The sequence below is a fragment of the Ornithinimicrobium pekingense DSM 21552 genome (assembly GCF_000421185.1).
Classification (GTDB): domain Bacteria; phylum Actinomycetota; class Actinomycetes; order Actinomycetales; family Dermatophilaceae; genus Ornithinicoccus; species Ornithinicoccus pekingensis.
Genome location: NZ_ATWJ01000015.1, coordinates 237,280 through 253,476, shown reverse-complemented (window position 1 = coordinate 253,476; position 16,197 = coordinate 237,280). Strand labels below are relative to the sequence as shown.

At 73.1% G+C, this 16,197-nt stretch carries 13 protein-coding genes; 9 read left to right on the top strand and 4 right to left on the bottom strand.

Going from position 1 to position 16,197, the window contains the following annotated elements; translation table 11 throughout:
• Positions 1-118: 118 nt before the first annotated feature.
• A complete protein-coding gene (locus K330_RS0118070) occupies positions 119-646 on the bottom strand; it encodes a hypothetical protein (protein WP_156875878.1) in 528 nt (175 codons plus the stop codon).
• Positions 647-703: 57 nt separating this feature from the next.
• Entirely contained in the window at positions 704-2,467 is a 1,764-nt protein-coding gene (locus tag K330_RS0118065; protein WP_169448615.1) for a hypothetical protein, read from the bottom strand.
• A gap of 72 nt (positions 2,468-2,539) precedes the next feature.
• Here K330_RS0118065 and K330_RS0118060 point away from each other — a divergent pair, with 72 nt between their 5' ends.
• From K330_RS0118060 to K330_RS0118020, 9 genes are read left to right on the top strand one after another with little or no spacing between them, the layout of a single operon-like run.
• Complete coding sequence (locus tag K330_RS0118060; protein ID WP_022923221.1) at positions 2,540-3,565, top strand: LLM class flavin-dependent oxidoreductase; 1,026 nt, start codon at positions 2,540-2,542, stop codon at positions 3,563-3,565.
• Between the two features lie 60 nt (positions 3,566-3,625).
• Positions 3,626-4,933 (top strand): VOC family protein, encoded by a 1,308-nt coding sequence (locus tag K330_RS0118055; RefSeq protein ID WP_040658363.1) that lies wholly within the window; start codon positions 3,626-3,628, stop codon positions 4,931-4,933.
• 26 nt (positions 4,934-4,959) lie between these two features.
• Positions 4,960-5,793 carry a CPBP family intramembrane glutamic endopeptidase gene (locus K330_RS0118050; RefSeq protein ID WP_029202857.1) on the top strand — a complete coding sequence of 278 codons (834 nt, stop codon included), beginning with the start codon at positions 4,960-4,962 and terminating at the stop codon, positions 5,791-5,793.
• Positions 5,793-7,025, top strand: coding sequence for a glycosyltransferase (locus K330_RS0118045; protein ID WP_229665783.1), 1,233 nt, complete (start codon positions 5,793-5,795; stop codon positions 7,023-7,025). The genes K330_RS0118050 and K330_RS0118045 overlap by 1 nt, the downstream gene beginning before the upstream one ends.
• Positions 7,022-7,945, top strand: coding sequence for an ABC transporter permease (locus tag K330_RS0118040; RefSeq protein ID WP_022923218.1), 924 nt, complete (start codon positions 7,022-7,024; stop codon positions 7,943-7,945). The genes K330_RS0118045 and K330_RS0118040 overlap by 4 nt, the downstream gene beginning before the upstream one ends.
• On the top strand, positions 7,923-8,834 hold the full coding sequence (locus K330_RS0118035; RefSeq protein ID WP_029202855.1) for an ABC transporter ATP-binding protein: 912 nt from the start codon (positions 7,923-7,925) through the stop codon (positions 8,832-8,834). The genes K330_RS0118040 and K330_RS0118035 overlap by 23 nt, the downstream gene beginning before the upstream one ends.
• A gap of 32 nt (positions 8,835-8,866) precedes the next feature.
• Entirely contained in the window at positions 8,867-9,970 is a 1,104-nt protein-coding gene (locus K330_RS0118030; RefSeq protein ID WP_229665782.1) for a glycosyltransferase, read from the top strand.
• Between the two features lie 6 nt (positions 9,971-9,976).
• A complete protein-coding gene (locus tag K330_RS22290; RefSeq protein ID WP_022923215.1) occupies positions 9,977-11,233 on the top strand; it encodes a glycosyltransferase in 1,257 nt (418 codons plus the stop codon).
• A 49-nt stretch (positions 11,234-11,282) separates the two neighbouring features.
• Positions 11,283-13,886 carry a glycosyltransferase family 4 protein gene (locus K330_RS0118020; protein ID WP_022923214.1) on the top strand — a complete coding sequence of 868 codons (2,604 nt, stop codon included), beginning with the start codon at positions 11,283-11,285 and terminating at the stop codon, positions 13,884-13,886.
• Here the strand turns inward: K330_RS0118020 and K330_RS0118015 are convergent.
• Positions 13,883-14,824, bottom strand: a complete 942-nt coding sequence (locus tag K330_RS0118015; RefSeq protein WP_022923213.1) for a hypothetical protein — start codon at positions 14,822-14,824, stop codon at positions 13,883-13,885. The two genes, K330_RS0118020 and K330_RS0118015, sit on opposite strands and share 4 nt — an antisense overlap.
• Entirely contained in the window at positions 14,821-16,194 is a 1,374-nt protein-coding gene (locus tag K330_RS22285; protein ID WP_022923212.1) for a glycosyltransferase, read from the bottom strand. The genes K330_RS0118015 and K330_RS22285 overlap by 4 nt, the downstream gene beginning before the upstream one ends.
• Between the last annotated feature and the right edge of the window lie 3 nt (positions 16,195-16,197).

Below are 16,197 nucleotides of genomic sequence, written 5' to 3'. Positions count from 1 at the left end.
CTACGAGCCAGCATCGACGCCACCGGCGTCACCTGGCACCTGCGATGACCCCGCCCCCCAGCCCGGCCACCACGACCGGGCCCACAACCATGCCCGGCACCGCTCCGGACGGCTCTCGTCAGCCCCGGCTGCAGGTCTCCGCGCTGAACTCCTCGGGCGAGCGGGCGACGAGCGTCGTGACGTCAGGGTCCATGTCGTTGCGGTAGACGGTGCCCGCCTCCATCGCGGCCAGGTCCGACCCTCGGAAGGCCACCTGGGACAGGACGTCGGTCTCCCCCTGTCCCTGGCCGGTGGCGATGTAGCCCCGGTCGGGCGAGATCTCGACCCCCTCACCGTCCCAGGGGTCCGACGGGGCGTGGAGCACCAGCTCGCTGGTCCCCTCCACCGGCGCGGTCGCGTCCCACGACCCGACCTGCTCGTTCTCCTCGTCGTCGGCCAGCCCCTGGCGGTCGTGGTGCAGGTCGACGTGCACTGCGGCACCGTCGCAGGGCTCCACCACGAGCACGGGCCGAGACTCCTCGTCGACCATCACCCCGATCGCGCCGATCACCTCCACGTCGGGGGCGATGCAGCCGGTCAACGCCGTCCCCGCCGTCGCCGCCAGGACAACCACCATCGTCCCCCGGCCCCCGCTCCTCCGCCTCATGCAGCGAGTGTGGCAGAGACGGACGGGAAGCGCCGGGGTGTGACAGGCACCCGGTCGTCAGCCGGCGCCGCCCTGGAGCCGCCACACCACCGAGCCGTCGTGTCCCGAGACCGCGGTGAAGTCCTCCGGGAACCGCAGAGTGCACCCCGTCAGGGCTTCCTGCAGGCGCCCCCGCTCGGCTTCGACCAGGTCGGCGGGTGCGGCCGGCTGCAGGACGAACAGGTCCTCGGGCGCGCCCGACTCGCAGTTCGTGGCGACCGAGTCCTGCCAGATGCCTCCCCTCCACGGGCTGGCCCAGCCGCTCCGGTTGAAGGCGAAGAGATGACCCGGCGAGTGCAGCGCGACGGCGGGCACGCCGGCGGCCTCCTGCTCGACAGCGACGCGGTGCAGCCAGTCGGCCGTCGCCGCCTGGTCCTCGGTCAGGCGCATGCCGGCCAGGGCAGGCACCGACGTCGGGGTCGTCTGCCTCAGCAGCGGCTCCGAGCGGTAGGGGTGGACCGACACGTCGAAGACCACGGCCGTGCCGGCCAGGCACACCAGCAGCCCGCCCAGCAGCAGCGGAGCGGCGCGCACGAGAGGTGGGGCCGCCCGCGCCAGCAGGCACAGCGCGAGCCCGCACACCACCGCCCACGGCGTCGCGGAGAAGACGGTGTGCCCCCAGATGAGGTTGTTGGTGCCGACCGCCGCCACGAGCGGGGCACCGAGCGCCACGAGCAGCGCCACCCCCGCCCGCGGCGTGAGCCACGCGGCAGGCAGCGTGGCCCGAGCCGCCAGCACGAGGGCGAGCACACCACCCACCCCGACGACGGCGGACACAGAGCCCAGCCCCGACCAGGTCCCCTCCACCGACGGCCCGACGAGCAGCGCGACCAGACCCGCAGCCAGCAGCAGCCCCACGGCGGCGCCCACGCGAGTCCGCCGCCTGACCCGCAGGCACAGGACGGCGAGGGTGACGAGAGCCACGACCGGGACGACCGCTGCCCGGGCCGTCTCCCGCGTGGAGGTCAGGTAGGTCCGGAGCACCTCGGAGACCGAGTGGTCGCTGGCCTCCTGCGCCGAGCTGTCCAGGAGCAGGCCGACGGAGTTGTCGACGACCGTGAGGACGGGCACCCCCGAGGCCGCCATCACGGCCGTGGTCGCGACGGCACCACCCACGACGGCCGCCGGCCGGAGCCACCCCGCAGTCCCCGGCACCGGCACCAGGAGCACGACCAGGACGACCGCCGCCCAGACCACCGCAGCGGTGAACTTCGCGATGACCAGGGGTGCAAGAAGGACGCCGACCGCGACCCACGGAAGCGCGCGCCGGCCGCGAGACTCCTCGGCGACCGGCACGAGCCCCACCGACAGGGCCGCGCAGAGCAGGGCCCCCAGCCAGGACGACAGCTCGTTGTAGCCCAGGTAGCGCGGCGGGTAGCTCCAGGCCAGGAGCGTGCCCACCTGGGCCACGAGGAGCACCAGGGCCCGCTCCCTCCTGCGCAGGTGGACCCCCGCCGCACGCATTACCCTCGTGGCCGCCGCGACCAGCACGACGGACGCGACGACATACCCCGCCAGCCGGAGCACCCGCATCACCAGCACGCTCTCACCCGTGAGCACGAAGACCGGGTGCACCAGGTGCTGGAAGCCCCACGCCTCCCCGACGGCCACCCGGTCGCTGGCGACCATGGTCCAGACGAACGCCTCGTCGCTCCAGTCCAGACCGTGCCGCAGGGTGACCACGACGGTCACCATCCCGACGAGGGCGGCCACGACGGCGAGCGCCAGGTGGGCCGGGTGCCACGGGGCCGGCCGTGGCACGCGCGCGTCCGTCTGCGGCATGGGCCAGATCGTGCCATCCCCCTGCCCGGTGCGCGACGGCATACCCGCTCCTTCTCGTGCGTTGCCGGTGACATGTCCCCCACCTCTCGTCGTGTCCCCCTGTCCGTCCTCGACCTGGCCCCCCGTTCGCAGGGGATGACCCCCAGAGAGGCCCTGGAGGAGACGACCCGGCTGGCGCAGGAGGCGGACAGGCTGGGCTACCACCGCTACTGGATGGCCGAGCACCACGGCTCGGAGACCTTCATGTCGTCGGCGACCGCGCTCCTGCTCGGGCACCTGGCCCAGCACACCCGCGACATCCGGCTCGGCTCCGGCGGCGTGATGCTGCCGAACCACTCCCCGCTCATGGTCGCGGAGTACTACGGCACGCTGGCCACCCTCTACGGCGACCGCTTCGACCTGGGGCTCGGTCGCGCACCGGGGACCGACCCCATGACCGCCGCGGCGCTGGCCCGCAGCAGCGGGCACCTGCCCGACTTCGCCTCCGAGGTCGGCCAGCTGCGCGCCTACCTCGGCGACCCGCAGCCCGGTGCGCGGGTCCGCGCGATCCCTGGCGAGGGCACCCACGTGCCGCTGTGGATGCTCGGCTCCTCGACCGGCGGCGCGCAGGTGGCTGCGGCCCTCGGGCTGCCGTTCTCCTTCGCGTCCCACTTCGCCCCCGACCAGCTGCGCGAGGCGCTCCTGGTCTACCGCGACCGCTTCCGCGCCGACGCCGAGACCGCGCAGGTCGCCCGGCCCACGACGATGGCCGGCGTCAACGTCCTCGTCGCGCCGACGCAGGAGGAGGCCGACCACCTCTTCACCAGTGCCCAGCTCATGGCGATCCGCATCCGCAGCGGCCAGCCCGCACCGCTGGACCCGCCGGTCGAGGACCTGGCCGACGTCGTGCCGACCCAGCTGCTCCCCCTCGCGCAGGCGCACCAGGCCGTGCGCGCCGTCGGCACACCGGACCTGGTCGTCGAGCGGCTCGAGGAGTTCGCCGCCCAGCACGAGCTCGACGAGCTGATCGTCACCACCTACACCTACGACCCGCAGCTGCGCCGCCGCTCGTTCCGCCTCCTCGCCGAGGCCTGGGGTATGCAGCCGCGCGCCGACTGAGGACGGTCGCCGTCCGCAAGACCCTGGTCAGCGGCGTGCGCCGGTGGCAGGGTGAGCGGCATGAGCCCGGAGCAGCCGTTCCTGACGTCCAGGGAGTTCACCGAGTCCGACGGGACCGACGACTGGCGCGCCCTCGGACGCACGGCCGCCGCGTGGTTCGTCACCGACTCCACCTCCGCCAGCGCGATGCTGGCCCGCAAGGTCGCCGAGGCCGCCGAGGCGACCGGCCGGCCGGTGCCCGACCTCGACCTGCGCGCCACCGGCCTGCAGGTGCGCCTCGCCCGCCAGGAGCGCGGCTTCGAGCCGGGGACGCTCGACCTGGCCCGCGCGGTGTCCGCCGCGGCACGAGCCCTGGGCTTCCGCGCCGACCCGCGGGTCGTCCAGGACGTGCAGCTGACCTTCGACGCGACCGACGCGGCGGCCGTGATGCCGTTCTGGGTCGCCGCCCTGGGCTACGAGCCGGAGGGCGAGGAGGACACCGTCGACCCCTGGCGGCGCCACCCTCCGATCTGGTGGCAGGACATGGACGTCCCGCGCCCCCTGCGCAACCGCATACACCTCGACTCGGTGGCCCCGCAGCCCGTCGCGACCGCCGCCCTCGAGGCCGTGCGTGGGCTCGGCGCCAGCTCGGTCGCCGAGCACGGCTACTACGCCACCGTCGCCGACCCCGAGGGCAACGAGGTCGACCTGCTGCCGCTGCCCGAGGGCGCGGACCGGTGGCCCGGCACCGGGACCGAGGACTGGCGGCTCGTCTTCTCGGCCATGGCCTGCTACCCGACCCCCACGACCCAGCACGCGCTCGAGCTCGCCGAGGAGGCCGCCCGCTTCCCCGACGAGGCGGAGCTGCCGCTGTCGGTCGACCTGCGCCCCGGCCTCGTGGTCCTCGACAGCGGCAAGGACCTGTGGGAGATGCGCGAGGGGTATGAGGCGCTCGCCGCCCGGGTGCAGGCGCGGGCCCGGGAGATGGGCCTCGAGGCCGACGTCGACCTGCCCCGCTTCGTCCAGGTCGGCATCGACGCGGTCGACATCCCGGCCGTGCGCCGCTTCTGGAAGGTGGCGCTGGGCTACGTCGAGGACCCGCGCGAGGAGGTGACCGACCTCGTCGACCCCCGCCGGCTCAATCCGGTCTTCTTCCTCCAGGACCTGGACGAGGACGACGAGGCCCGGCGCGCCCAGCGCAACCGCATCCACGTCGACGTCTACCTGCCGCACGACGTCGCCCTTGAGCGCGTGGCCGCCGCGGTGGAGGCGGGCGGGCGGGTCGTCCACGACCACGACCCCTTCTGGTGGACGGTCGCCGACCCGGAGGGCAACGAGGTCGACCTGTCGGTGGTCGTCGGCCGTGAGGAGGCGTGGGGCGACGGCTGAGGACCGCCGCCAACTATCCTCACCACGTGCCGTCCTCCGCCGCCTCGACCGAGCCCGCGCCCGTCGAGGCCCGGACCGCCCAGTTGAAGCTCGTGCCCGCCACCGGCGTCGCGCTGTCGGCCTTCCTGCTCTTCGGCCTCATGGTCGGATGGCCGGGTCACGTGGTGCTCGTGGCGAGCCTGGTCACGGCATACCTGGTGGACCGGGAGCTCTTCCGCGACCTGCTGCTCATCGGCGTGGGCCTGGCGATCGTCTCGACCACCTCGGTCGAGGCCGACATCAGCTGGCCGATGTTCTTCCGCCTCGGGTTCGTGCTGGCGGCCGCGGTCGCGGTGCCGGTGGCGATCGACCGGCTGGTCTACCGACGCAGCGCGATCCGCTTCCCCTGGCTCACCGGCCGGCGGTGGACGCGGATGCAGTGGGCCTACGTCGTCGCGGTGCCGCTCCTGGGCTGGCTGATCCTGCCGTTCTACTTCATCCGCTCCGGCGCCTACCAGAACTGGCCGCCGATCCAGACCGCCAGCGAGTACGGCCGCTTCTTCGTCGGCGTCAACTCCGTGGGCCTGTGGGACGAGCTGTTCTTCATCTGCATCTGCTTCGCCCTGCTGCGCCGCCACTTCCCGCTGTGGCAGGCCAACCTGCTGCAGGCCACGATCTTCGTCTCCTTCCTGTGGGAGCTGGGCTACCGCGAGTGGGGGCCGCTGCTGACGATCCCGTTCGCGCTGCTGCAGGGCTACATCTTCACCAGGACCAAGTCGCTGACGTATGTCGTGATCATCCACCTGCTCTTCGACGCGGTCGTCTTCCTGGCGATCGTCCACGCCCACGACCGCACCGTCTTCCCGTTCTTCCTCTACTGATGCCCGCGACGAAGCAGGAAGGCAGGTATGCCGTGCACGTCCTGATGCTCGTGGCCACGCCGGTCGCGACGGACACCCGCGTGCTGCGCGAGGCGCGCTCGCTCGTGACCGCCGGGCACCGGGTCCACGTCGTGGGGCGCAGCGTGCCCGTGGACTTCGTGCCGCCCGAGGGGGTGACCGTCAGCTCCGTGGGCACCTCCTCGGCCTTCCGCGGCGAGGGCGGGGTGTCCCTCAAGGACCGCCACCCCCGACGGCTGCCGCCGCACGTCCGGCTCGCCCGGTGGGCGCTGCTGCCGGAGCACCGCCGCTCTGCGTTCGGCCGCTGGGCCGCGGGGGTCCGCGGCGTGGTCGACGGCATCGGCCACGTCGACGTGGTGCATGCCCACGACTTCACCGCCCTGGAGGTCGGGGCCCGGGTGGCCCGCGAGCGCGGGGTCCCGCTGGTCTACGACACGCACGAGCTGTGGTCGGGCCGGCCCCGCGAGCACCGGCCGACACCGCTGGCCGACCTGCACGAGCGCGCGGTCGAGGGCCGGCTCGGCCGGCAGGCAGCCGCCGTGATCACCGTCGGCGACGGCGTCGCCGACGCCCTCCGCGAGCGCTACGGGTGGGACCACGTCTCGGTCGTGCGCAACACCTTCCCGTCGGCCGGACCAGCGGGTGCCGCCGCGCAACCCACCCCCTCCCCGCGCGAGCTCGTCTACGCCGGCCGGCTCGCCGCATACCGTGAGCTCGAGACGATCGCCGAGGCGACGCGCGCACCCGGCCTGCCCCTGCCGGTGACCCTCATCGGCCCGGCCGACGAGACCTGGCTGGCCGCCTTCGACGCCGGGGCGGCCCGGGTCCTGCCGCCGGTGACCCCCGAGGAGGTGACGCAGCGGCTCGTCGACGCCGGCCTGGTGCTCGTGACCCACTCCGACCGCTGGGAGAACCACCGGCTCGCGATGCCCAACAAGCTCTTCCACGCCGTCCGGGCCGGGGTCCCCGTCGTGGCCACCGACGTGGGCGAGCTGGCGCGGGTCGTGCGCGCGCACGGCGTCGGCACCCTCTACCGGCCCGGTGACGCGGCCGACCTCGCCCGCGCGGTGCGGGAGGCGGTGGAGCGCTACGACGAGCTGCGTGCCGCCGTCGTGGCCGCCGCGCCGGAGCTGGGCTGGGAGCGCGACGAGCAGGTGCTGCTGGGCGTCTACCGCGGTCTGGAGCCTGTCGCATGGGAAGATCGTCCGCGATGAGCGAGAACACCCCTGAGAACGACACCGTGGACGGGACCGGCCCTGACGGTGCCGAGGCCGGAACGGTCCGGACGTTCGAGCCGGTCTACCACCGCTACGTCCCGCACAAGACCGGCCTGCCGCACCTGCCGACCTACTTCCGCGAGCTGTGGCGGCGCCGGGAGTTCGCCTTCGAGACCTCGAAGGCCAACATGCGCGGCGCCAACACCAACACCTTCTTCGGGCAGGCGTGGCTGGTCATCAACCCGCTTCTGCTCTCGCTCGTCTACTACCTCCTTGTCACCGTCATCTCGAGGGCGGACCAGACGCGCGGCTGGGAGTACTTCGCGCACCTCACCGGCGGCCTCTTCGTGTTCTTCTTCTTCCAGGGCTCGGTGAACAACGCGGCGGGGTCCGTGGTCAACGCCGGCGGGCTCGTGCTCAACACCTCCTTCCCCCGCCTGCTGCTCCCGCTCGCGGCCGTGCGCACCGGCCTCCTGCGGTTCCTGCCCACCCTGCCGGTCTACTTCGTCTTCCACATCCTGGCGGGAAACCCCTGGAACCTGGCGACCTTCTTCGTGGCGCCCGTGTTCCTGGTGCTGCTGGCCGTCTTCGCCGCGGGCCTGGCGGCCCTCTTCGCGGCGCTGCAGGTCTACTTCCGCGACATGACCAGCTTCCTGCCCTACATCATGCGCATCTGGCTCTACTCCTCACCCGTGCTGTGGACGGTCGAGATGATCGACGGCCATCGCACGGCCGAGGCCCTGGCGCCCTTCAACCCCCTGTTCTCGCTCATCGGCGGCTACAACATGGCACTGCAGCGCGGCCAGGTCCCCGACCTGCACATCTGGCTTCTCGCAGCGGCCTGGGCGGCCGGTGCCTGGGTGGCCGGATCGTGGTTCTTCATGTCAAGGGAGCGTGATTTCGCTGTCCGCATCTGACGCAGTCCCCCAGCGCCCCGGGGCGGCCGGGGAGGACGCCTCCTCCGTCGGTGGCATCTTCTCCGTGGCCGGCCGTCGGCAGCGGTCCGCGCAACGGTCGGGCTACACCTACCGGGACAACACGGGACGCAGCGACCTCGCCGTGAGCGTGCAGAACCTGTCGGTGACCTACCGGACCCGGTTCGAGCGGGTCCCCACCTTCAAGAAGGCCATCACCCGACGGCAGCGGGCGATCATGGAGATCCAGGCCCTTCGCGAGGTGACCTTCGACGTCCCGACGGGGACCGCCATGGGCATCATCGGCTCGAACGGCGCCGGGAAGTCCACCCTGCTGCGCACGCTGGCCGGGATCCTGCCCCCCACCGACGGACGGGTCGAGGTATGGGGTCGCGCCAGCACGCTGCTCGCGCTCGGGGTCGGCTTCAACGTCAACCTCTCCGGCCGGGAGAACGTGCGGCTGGGCGGGCTCGCGGCCGGCATGTCCAAGCGCGAGGTCGAGGAGCGCGCCGACGAGATCGCCGACTGGGCCGAGCTCGGGGAGTTCATCGACGCCCCGTTGCGGACCTACTCCTCCGGCATGTTCAGCCGTCTGGCGTTCTCGGTCGCCGTGCACATGCGCCCTGACATCCTCATGGTCGACGAGGCCCTGTCCGCCGGAGACGCGAAGTTCCGGGCGAAGGCCGACGCCAAGATGGCCGAGCTGCGTCAGAGCGCCCGCGCCATGTTCCTGGTGAGCCACGGGCTCGGCAGCATCAAGGACGTCTGCAACGACTGCATCTGGCTGCACAAGGGGCGGGTCATGATGCACGGGTCCCCCGACGAGTGCATCGACGCATACACGGAGTTCGTGCAGGTCGGCAAGACACCCTCGACGATGGAGGAGATCTGAGGGTGGGACGCCGGGGGGTGGACGTCTCGATCGTGACGTCGGGCCATGACATCGCGGACGCACGCCTGCACCGGCAGGTGACCGCGCTGGCCTCACGCGGGCTGTCGGTCGAGGTGCTGGCGCTGGGGCACGGGGTGGACGCGCCCCCGGGCGCCGTGCAGGTGCGCACCTGGCGACGGCGTTCTCCCGCGCGACGGGCGCCGCTGGCCCTGGAGATGGCGGCGTCGGCGCGGGGCCGGGTGCTGCTGACACTCGATCCCGACACGGCCCTGGCAGGGGCCGGACGGGTCTGGGCCGGACCGCCCTACGGCAACGACCGCCGCCGCCTCGTCGTCGACGCGCACGAGGACTACACCGCCCTGCTCAGCGACCGTCCGTGGGCCGCCCGAGCCGGCGGTCTGCCGGGAGGGGTGGCGCGAGCGCTGGTGCGTGCCTACCTGCGTGTTGCGGCCCACGCCTCTCTCACGGTGGTGGCCGACGACCAGGTGCCGCCCTTGCGTGCCCGCCAGCGCCTGGTGCTCCCCAACGTCCCCTACCCGGGCATGCTGCCACCTCCCGCCGACCCCGACCCGCATCCGCGCGCCCTCTACATCGGCGACGTCCGCGGCAGCCGCGGACTGTTCGCCATGCTCGAGACGATGCGCCGGGCTCCCTCCTGGACCTGCGACGTCGTCGGGCCGGTCGCGCTGGCCGATCAGAACGAGCTGCGACGTCGCCTCGCCGAGCATCCCGAGCTGACCCAGCGGGTCCGTTTCCACGGTCGCCGCCCGCCCGCCAAGGCGTGGACGCTGGCACCCGGCGCGTGGTGCGGGCTGCTGCTCCTGGCCGACACCCCCGCCTTCCAGCGTGCGGTCCCCAGCAAGCTGCACGAATACCTGGCGTGCGGACTTCCGGTCGTCTCCACCGACCTGCCCCGCCAGGCGGGAGTCCTGCGCGAGTCCGGCGCCGGCGCGATCGTCCCGCTCGGAGACGACGTCACCGTGGGCTCGGCCGTCGCCAAGCTCCTCGAGGACCTCGCCGCCGACCCGGCCCGTCTGCGCAACCTGAGAGAGCGCGCCCGTGCGGCCGGAGCGCGCGACGGCGACCTCGAGGGGCACTACGTGCGGTTCGCGGACGCGATCGCCCGCCTGGCCTGACACGCGATGAGCTCCTCCACCACGCCCCAGCCCCTGCGCGGCCGTCTGCTGCCGGAGGTCGTCCGTGACCGCGTGCGCGGCCTGCGTCGCCGGCTGCCGGTCCCGCTCGTGCGACAGGTCGACCGGCGGCTGGGTGCCACGCCCGTGCTGCCGACCCCCGAGGAGCTGGCGCGCGCGGCGGCCCGGCCCGAGCCACCCCGCACGCCGGTGCGCCTGTGGATCGCGCCGGCCAACTTCGCGGGACAGGGCCACGCCTGGGCCCGCGCCGTGGACGAGCACGTCCCAGGCGCCGGAGCACGGTGCATGGCGGTGGAGGGTCCGCACGGCTTCGCCGCCGACCAGGTGGTGCCCGCCGCGGCATACCGCGACATCGCCTGGCAGAAGGCGCAGGAACGCTACGTGCTCGCGTCCTACACGCATGTGCTCGTGGAGGCGGGGCGGCCGGTCCTCGGCACCCTCTACGGACGCACGTGCGCCGGTGAGCTCCCGAGACTGCGGCAGGCGGGAGGCGTCGTCGGCCTGATCTCTCACGGCTCGGACCTACGGGTACCCAGCCGGCACGCCGAGCGTTTCCAGCACTCACCGTTCCGGGGCTCCGACGACCCCCTGACCGCCCGGCTGGAGCGCAACGCCCTCGCACAGGTGCAGCTGTTCGAGACCTTCGACGGGCCGACGTTCGTCTCGACGCCCGACCTGCTGGACGACGCCCCGCGGGCCACCTGGTGCCCGACCGTCGTCGACCCCGACCGATGGGCGAGCGACACCCCCGTCCTGGAGCGCCCTCGCCCGAGGGTGGTCCACGTGCCCAGCCGCGGCCGGCTGAAGGGCTCTGCGCACATCGACGCTGTGCTGACCGACCTGCACGAGCGCGGCGGTGTGGACTACGTCCGCCTGGAGGGCGTGCCGCACACCACGGTGCAGCGGGAGGTGCGCGCCGCTGACGTCGTCATCGACCAGGCGGTCATGGGCCTCTACGGCGTCTCGGCGCTCGAGGGGCTGGCCGCCGGGCGCCTCGTGCTGGGCTTCGTCGGCGACCGGGTCCGGGAACGCGTCCGGGACCTGACCGGCCTCGACGTGCCCATCGTCGAGATCACCCCCGAGACGCTGGCCGACGTCCTGGGGAGCACCCTCGACGACCGTGACACCGCCCGGTCCCGAGCCACGCTCGGTCCCGCCTTCGTGCGTGAGGTGCACGACGGCAGGCGCTCGGCGGCCGTCCTGGGCGCGTGGCTGGCCACCTCCCCGCTGCCGTCCGAGGCATGAGTAGCCTCGACCCTCGACCTCGGTCCCACCTCGATCAGGAGAATGCTTGATGCCGCAGCCCGCGATCCTCATGATGGTCGGCAACGACATCCGTCACGACACGCGTGTGCTCAAGACGGCGCTCGCGCTGGCGGACGGTGGCGCAGCGGTGACGATCCTGGGGCACGCCTCGTCCGGCTTCCGGGAGGACGCCCGGCTGGGTGATGTCCGCATCCTGCGCGTGCCGGTGGCCTTCCGGTTCCGCAGCACCCAGCAGGCCCGTAAGGTCGCGCGACGCAGGGCCCGCCTCGTCCCGCCGCCGGCCGACCTTCGCACGCGCAACACGTGGGGGCTGCGCTCCACGCTCCTCGCGAAGGAGGCGCACGACCTGGGGGGCTGGTCCAAGCAGGCCCGCAGCGTGGCCGGGAAGGTCGAGCGCAAGGTGCGCACGGGATCCGACCGCGTCGTGACCCGGCTGGGCAGGCGCGAGGACGTGCTCCGCGAGTCGTGGTGGGAGTGGTGGGACGCGCACGCCGTGGGAGCCACCTGGCGCCGTGAGGTGCCCGAGCTCTTCGACTACGAGCTGGCCTTCGCCCCCGTCATCGACGAGCTCGAGTGGGACGTGATCCACGCGCACGACGTCCATCTGATGGGCACGGCGAGCCGGGCTGTCGCTCGACGCCGCGCGACGGGCCGGTCCGCAGAGTGGGTGTACGACGCCCACGAGTTCGTGGCCGGGCTGTCGCAGTATGCCGGGAGGACGGGGCGGCGGATCGCCGGCTACCTCGACGCCGAGCAGGAGTACGTCCGGCAGGCCCGTGCCGTCGTCACCGTCACGACACCGTTGGCCGAGGAGCTGCAGCGCCGCTACGACCTGCCGACCCGGCCGACGGTGGTGATGAACGCGCCACCCCACGACACGCCCACGCCCGAGGGCGTCATCGGCATCCGCGAGGTCTGCGAGCTCGAGCCCGACGTCCCCCTGATGGTCTACAGCGGCGCGGTGACGGCCGCGCGGGGCATCCACACGGCGGTCGACGCGCTGCCCGACCTGCCCGACGTGCACCTCGCGGTGGTCTGCGTGCCGCACACCAACGTCGCACCGGCCCGGCAGCTGACCGCCCGGGCCGCGGAGCTCGGCGTGCAGGACCGGCTGCACCTGGTCGAGCCGGTGGCACCGGACGCCGTCACCGAGTTCGTCGCCTCGGCCGACGTGGGGATCATCCCGCTGCGCCACTTCGGCAGCCACGAGTTCGCCCTGGCCAACAAGCTCTTCGAGTACCTCTTCGCCGGTCTTCCCGTCCTGGTCAGTGACTGCCGCGCGCAGGCGGACTTCGTGCGGGACCACCACGTGGGCGGGGTGCACGTGGCCGACGACCAGGCCTCCTTCGCCACCGAGCTGCGGTCGCTGCTCGGGCGACGCACCGAGGTGCGGCGGCACATCGCCGAGGAGGAAGCCCTCCTGGAGCCCTACCACTGGGAGCACCAGGCACGCGCCCTGCGCGACCTCTACCGCGGGCTCCTGGGTGCGGATGCGTTGGCGGAGCCCGCGCGCACGACCGTGCTGACCGGGCTGGTGGAGGGCGCCGCACCGCGAGACGACCGCCCCTCCGTCGTGGGCATCGGCCCGGCGAACATGGCCGGCCAGGCCACCGCGTGGGCCCAGGCGCTGGAGACCCACGTGCCCGGTCTGCGCACCCACGTGACGGTGGTCGACCGCAACCTGCCGCTCCTGTTCCCCGGGGACGAGACAGTCCCCAGCCACGTCTACGCGCGGGACAAGGCGTGGGCGCAGAAGTTCCAGGCGACCGCCCAGCAGGAGTGGACCCACGCCCTGCTCGAGGCGGGTCGCCCGCTCTTCGGGTTGCGCAACGGTCGCAACTTCGCCGGCGACGCCCGGGTCCTGCGGGCGGTCGGCATCAGGGTGGGGCTCATCCTGCACGGCTCGGAGGTCCGCGACCCGCGTCGGCATGCCGCGCTGACCCCGTGGTCGCCCTTCGTCGACCCGGAGGAGCAGCTGACCGCCCAGCTGCAGACCCAGCGTGATGCTCTGTGGGCCCGGATCGACACCTTCCTCGAGGAGGACCACGGACCCGTCTTCGTGAGCACCCCGGACCTGCTCGCCGACGCCCCCGGGTCGCTGTGGCTGCCGGTCGTGGTGGACCCTGCGACCTGGACGGGCGGTTCGCCCGCGATGGACAAGGACGTGCCGGTCGTGCTGCACGCGCCGAGCCGGGCCTCGCTCAAGGGCAGCGCCTCCGCCGATGAGGTGCTCACGATGCTGGACGACCGGGGGCTCGTGGAGTACCGCCGCGTCGAAGGCGTCCCGCCCGCCCAGATGCCGGCGGCCATCCGTGACGCTGACATCGTCCTGGACCAGTTCGCGCTGGGGTCCTACGGTGCCATGGCCTGCCAGGCGATGGCTGCCGGCAGGGTGGTCCTGGGCCACGTGCTCGGCGACGTGCGGGACGCTGCGGGCGAGGCGGCGGGTATGCCGCTCCCGATCGTCGAGACCACCCCCGACACCCTGGCCGAGGTGATCGAGGGGCTGGTGACCGAGCGCGACCGTGCGTGCGCCTCCGCCCTCGCCGGCCCGGCCTTCGTCGAGGCCGTCCACGACGGGGCCTTGTCGGCCCAGGTGCTCGTGGAGCACATGGGCCTGCGCGGCGACTAGTCGACCGCCGGTGCCGCGGCCGGGCCCGAAGGACCGGCCGGGCGCCGTGCCGCGACCGCGCGGGCTGCCGCCGGGAGGGTGACGATGACGTCCGGCCCCGCATGCCGGCGTGCGAGCAGCCAGGCCGCCTTCTGGGAACGCTGGTCGACCGGCACCACGACGTCGGCGGTCGCGAACGCGGCGTTCACGGTCCGGGACCGGGTCGTCGCGAGCGTGTACTCCCACGAGATCGCGTCCTTGCGCGCCCGCAGGGCACTGCTGACGAGAGTGCTGGGCAGGTGCTGCGAGCCGTCCGCGAAGGACCGGGCCCGGCGGACCTGACGACTGGCGAACCTGCTGGCCCGGCGCTGGGCCCACTTTCGGCGCCAGCGGACCGCCTGACGGACGCGCCGGAGGTCATGAACGGGCAGGTGGGACAGGTCCGTCGGGCGGGTGCCCGGCGCCGCCACGCCGGACGCCGGGTCCTGTGCCGCGGGCGCCCCGTCCGCGAGGACGTCGGGTGCCCCGTCCTGATCGGGCGCCTCGGCCTCGGTCTGATCTGCGGGATCCTGGTCGGCGGCAGCCGCCTGTGCGGGGTCGGCCTCCTGCTCGGTGAGCTGCTCGTCCAGCTCCGACGGGCTCAGCCCGCCGGAGGTGTCCGTCACCGCCTCGTCGGCTCCGGTCCACGCTGCTGTCCCGCCGGACGGCAACGGCGCGGCCTCATCCTCCGGATCCTCGGCCCGGGCGGCCTGCACCGGCAGGAGGACCGCCTCCTGCCCGAGGTTGAGGACCGGCCCGCACAGCAGGTGCGCCGTCACCGGGAGGGGCACCTTGCCCTGGGGCAGGAACCAGGACACCAGGATCAGCTGGTCGGCCTCGTCCAACCCCAGGTGCGCCCGCCACATCCCCACCTTCTCGGCGTTGATGCCGCGGCCCGTGTCCATCACCAGGACCTTCATGCGCCCACCTCCGTCGTGTCCTCACGTGATGTCCCCAGGAAGCCCGTCAGGGCCTCGATGCGCGGCTGCAGCTGCCGGTCGCGGCGGTACCGCTCGGCGAACGCCACGCAGGCCTCCCGGGTCCGGGAGTCGGCGTGCCGGGCGGCCTCGGCCGCGGACCGCAGCGCCGCGGAGATGGCCTCCGGGCTCAGGTCGGTGACGGGGAACCACAGCGGGTAGTCGCGCAGGACCTCGCTCGCGCCGTTCTCGGGGTCGTGGACGCTGACCACCGGCAGACCGCTCGCGCAGTACTCGAAGACCTTCCCGCTGGTGATGTAGCGACCACCACCCATCAGCAGCAGAAGCCCGTCGAACCTGTCGTAGACCTTCGCGATATCGGTCTTGGGCACCGGTCCGTGGTAGCTCATCCCGTCCTTGGCATGGTGCTCCACCTGCCGCAGCATCGCGGCGCTCGGGATGGAGAAGTAGCCCAGATGCCCCCACAGCTCGGCCTGCGCACCGGCGAGGGCGGGATGCTCGGCCACGGCTCTGGCCCAGCCCTGCCCGAACTCCTCCAGGGGAACCATGCGGCTGATCGTGCCGATGTAGCCGAAGGTCAGGGGGCGCGACGGGTCCGGAGCCTCCAGCCGCGGGTCGGGGGCGTACTGCGGGTCGTAGCCGTTGGCGACCACGAGCATCCGGTCGGCCACCTCGGGGTGGCGCTCGGCGTGCCAGTCACGGATGGGGGAGTTGACGAACCACACCTCGTGCGCCCGGGACAGCAGCTCGCGCTCGAGCCGGTCGACCCGCCCACCCTCCGGGTGCAGGAACCCCCCGTCGAAGGTGTTGAGCATCCACGAGTCGCGGTAGTCCATGACGTAGGGCACCCCGAACCGCCTGTTCAGGACGTCACCGGGGACGAAGTCGACGTTGGGGTTGGCGGTGCCCACCACCAGGTCCACGGGCTTGCGGGCGTGGATCGCGAGGGCGGCTGCCTCCAGCTGCTTGCTCCAGGGCCCGTACCCGGCCTCGGGGAACGTGCTGACGTCGATCTTCAGCTGCCTGTCGCGCCACCGGTCCGGCGCGAACATCCGCAGCGCGGACCACTTGCGCAGGTCGGTCTCCAGTGCGGGCCAGGCGAAGGGGATCCTCACCACCTCGACCTCCGGGTGCACCTCGGCCTCGAGCGAGGCGTCGGCTCCGGTGTAGCGCTCGAAGGTCTCCCGCTCAGCCGTCAGCACCGTCACGTCATAGCCGGCCTCGGCAAAGGCGTTGGGGGTCGCCAGAGCCCGGAAGACCCCGCCGCCGCGGGACGGGGGGAAGCCCCAGGCCACGTAGAGGACGTGCGGCCGGGTCTCCCGCTCCGCGATATCGGTCGTCGACACGCTCACGAC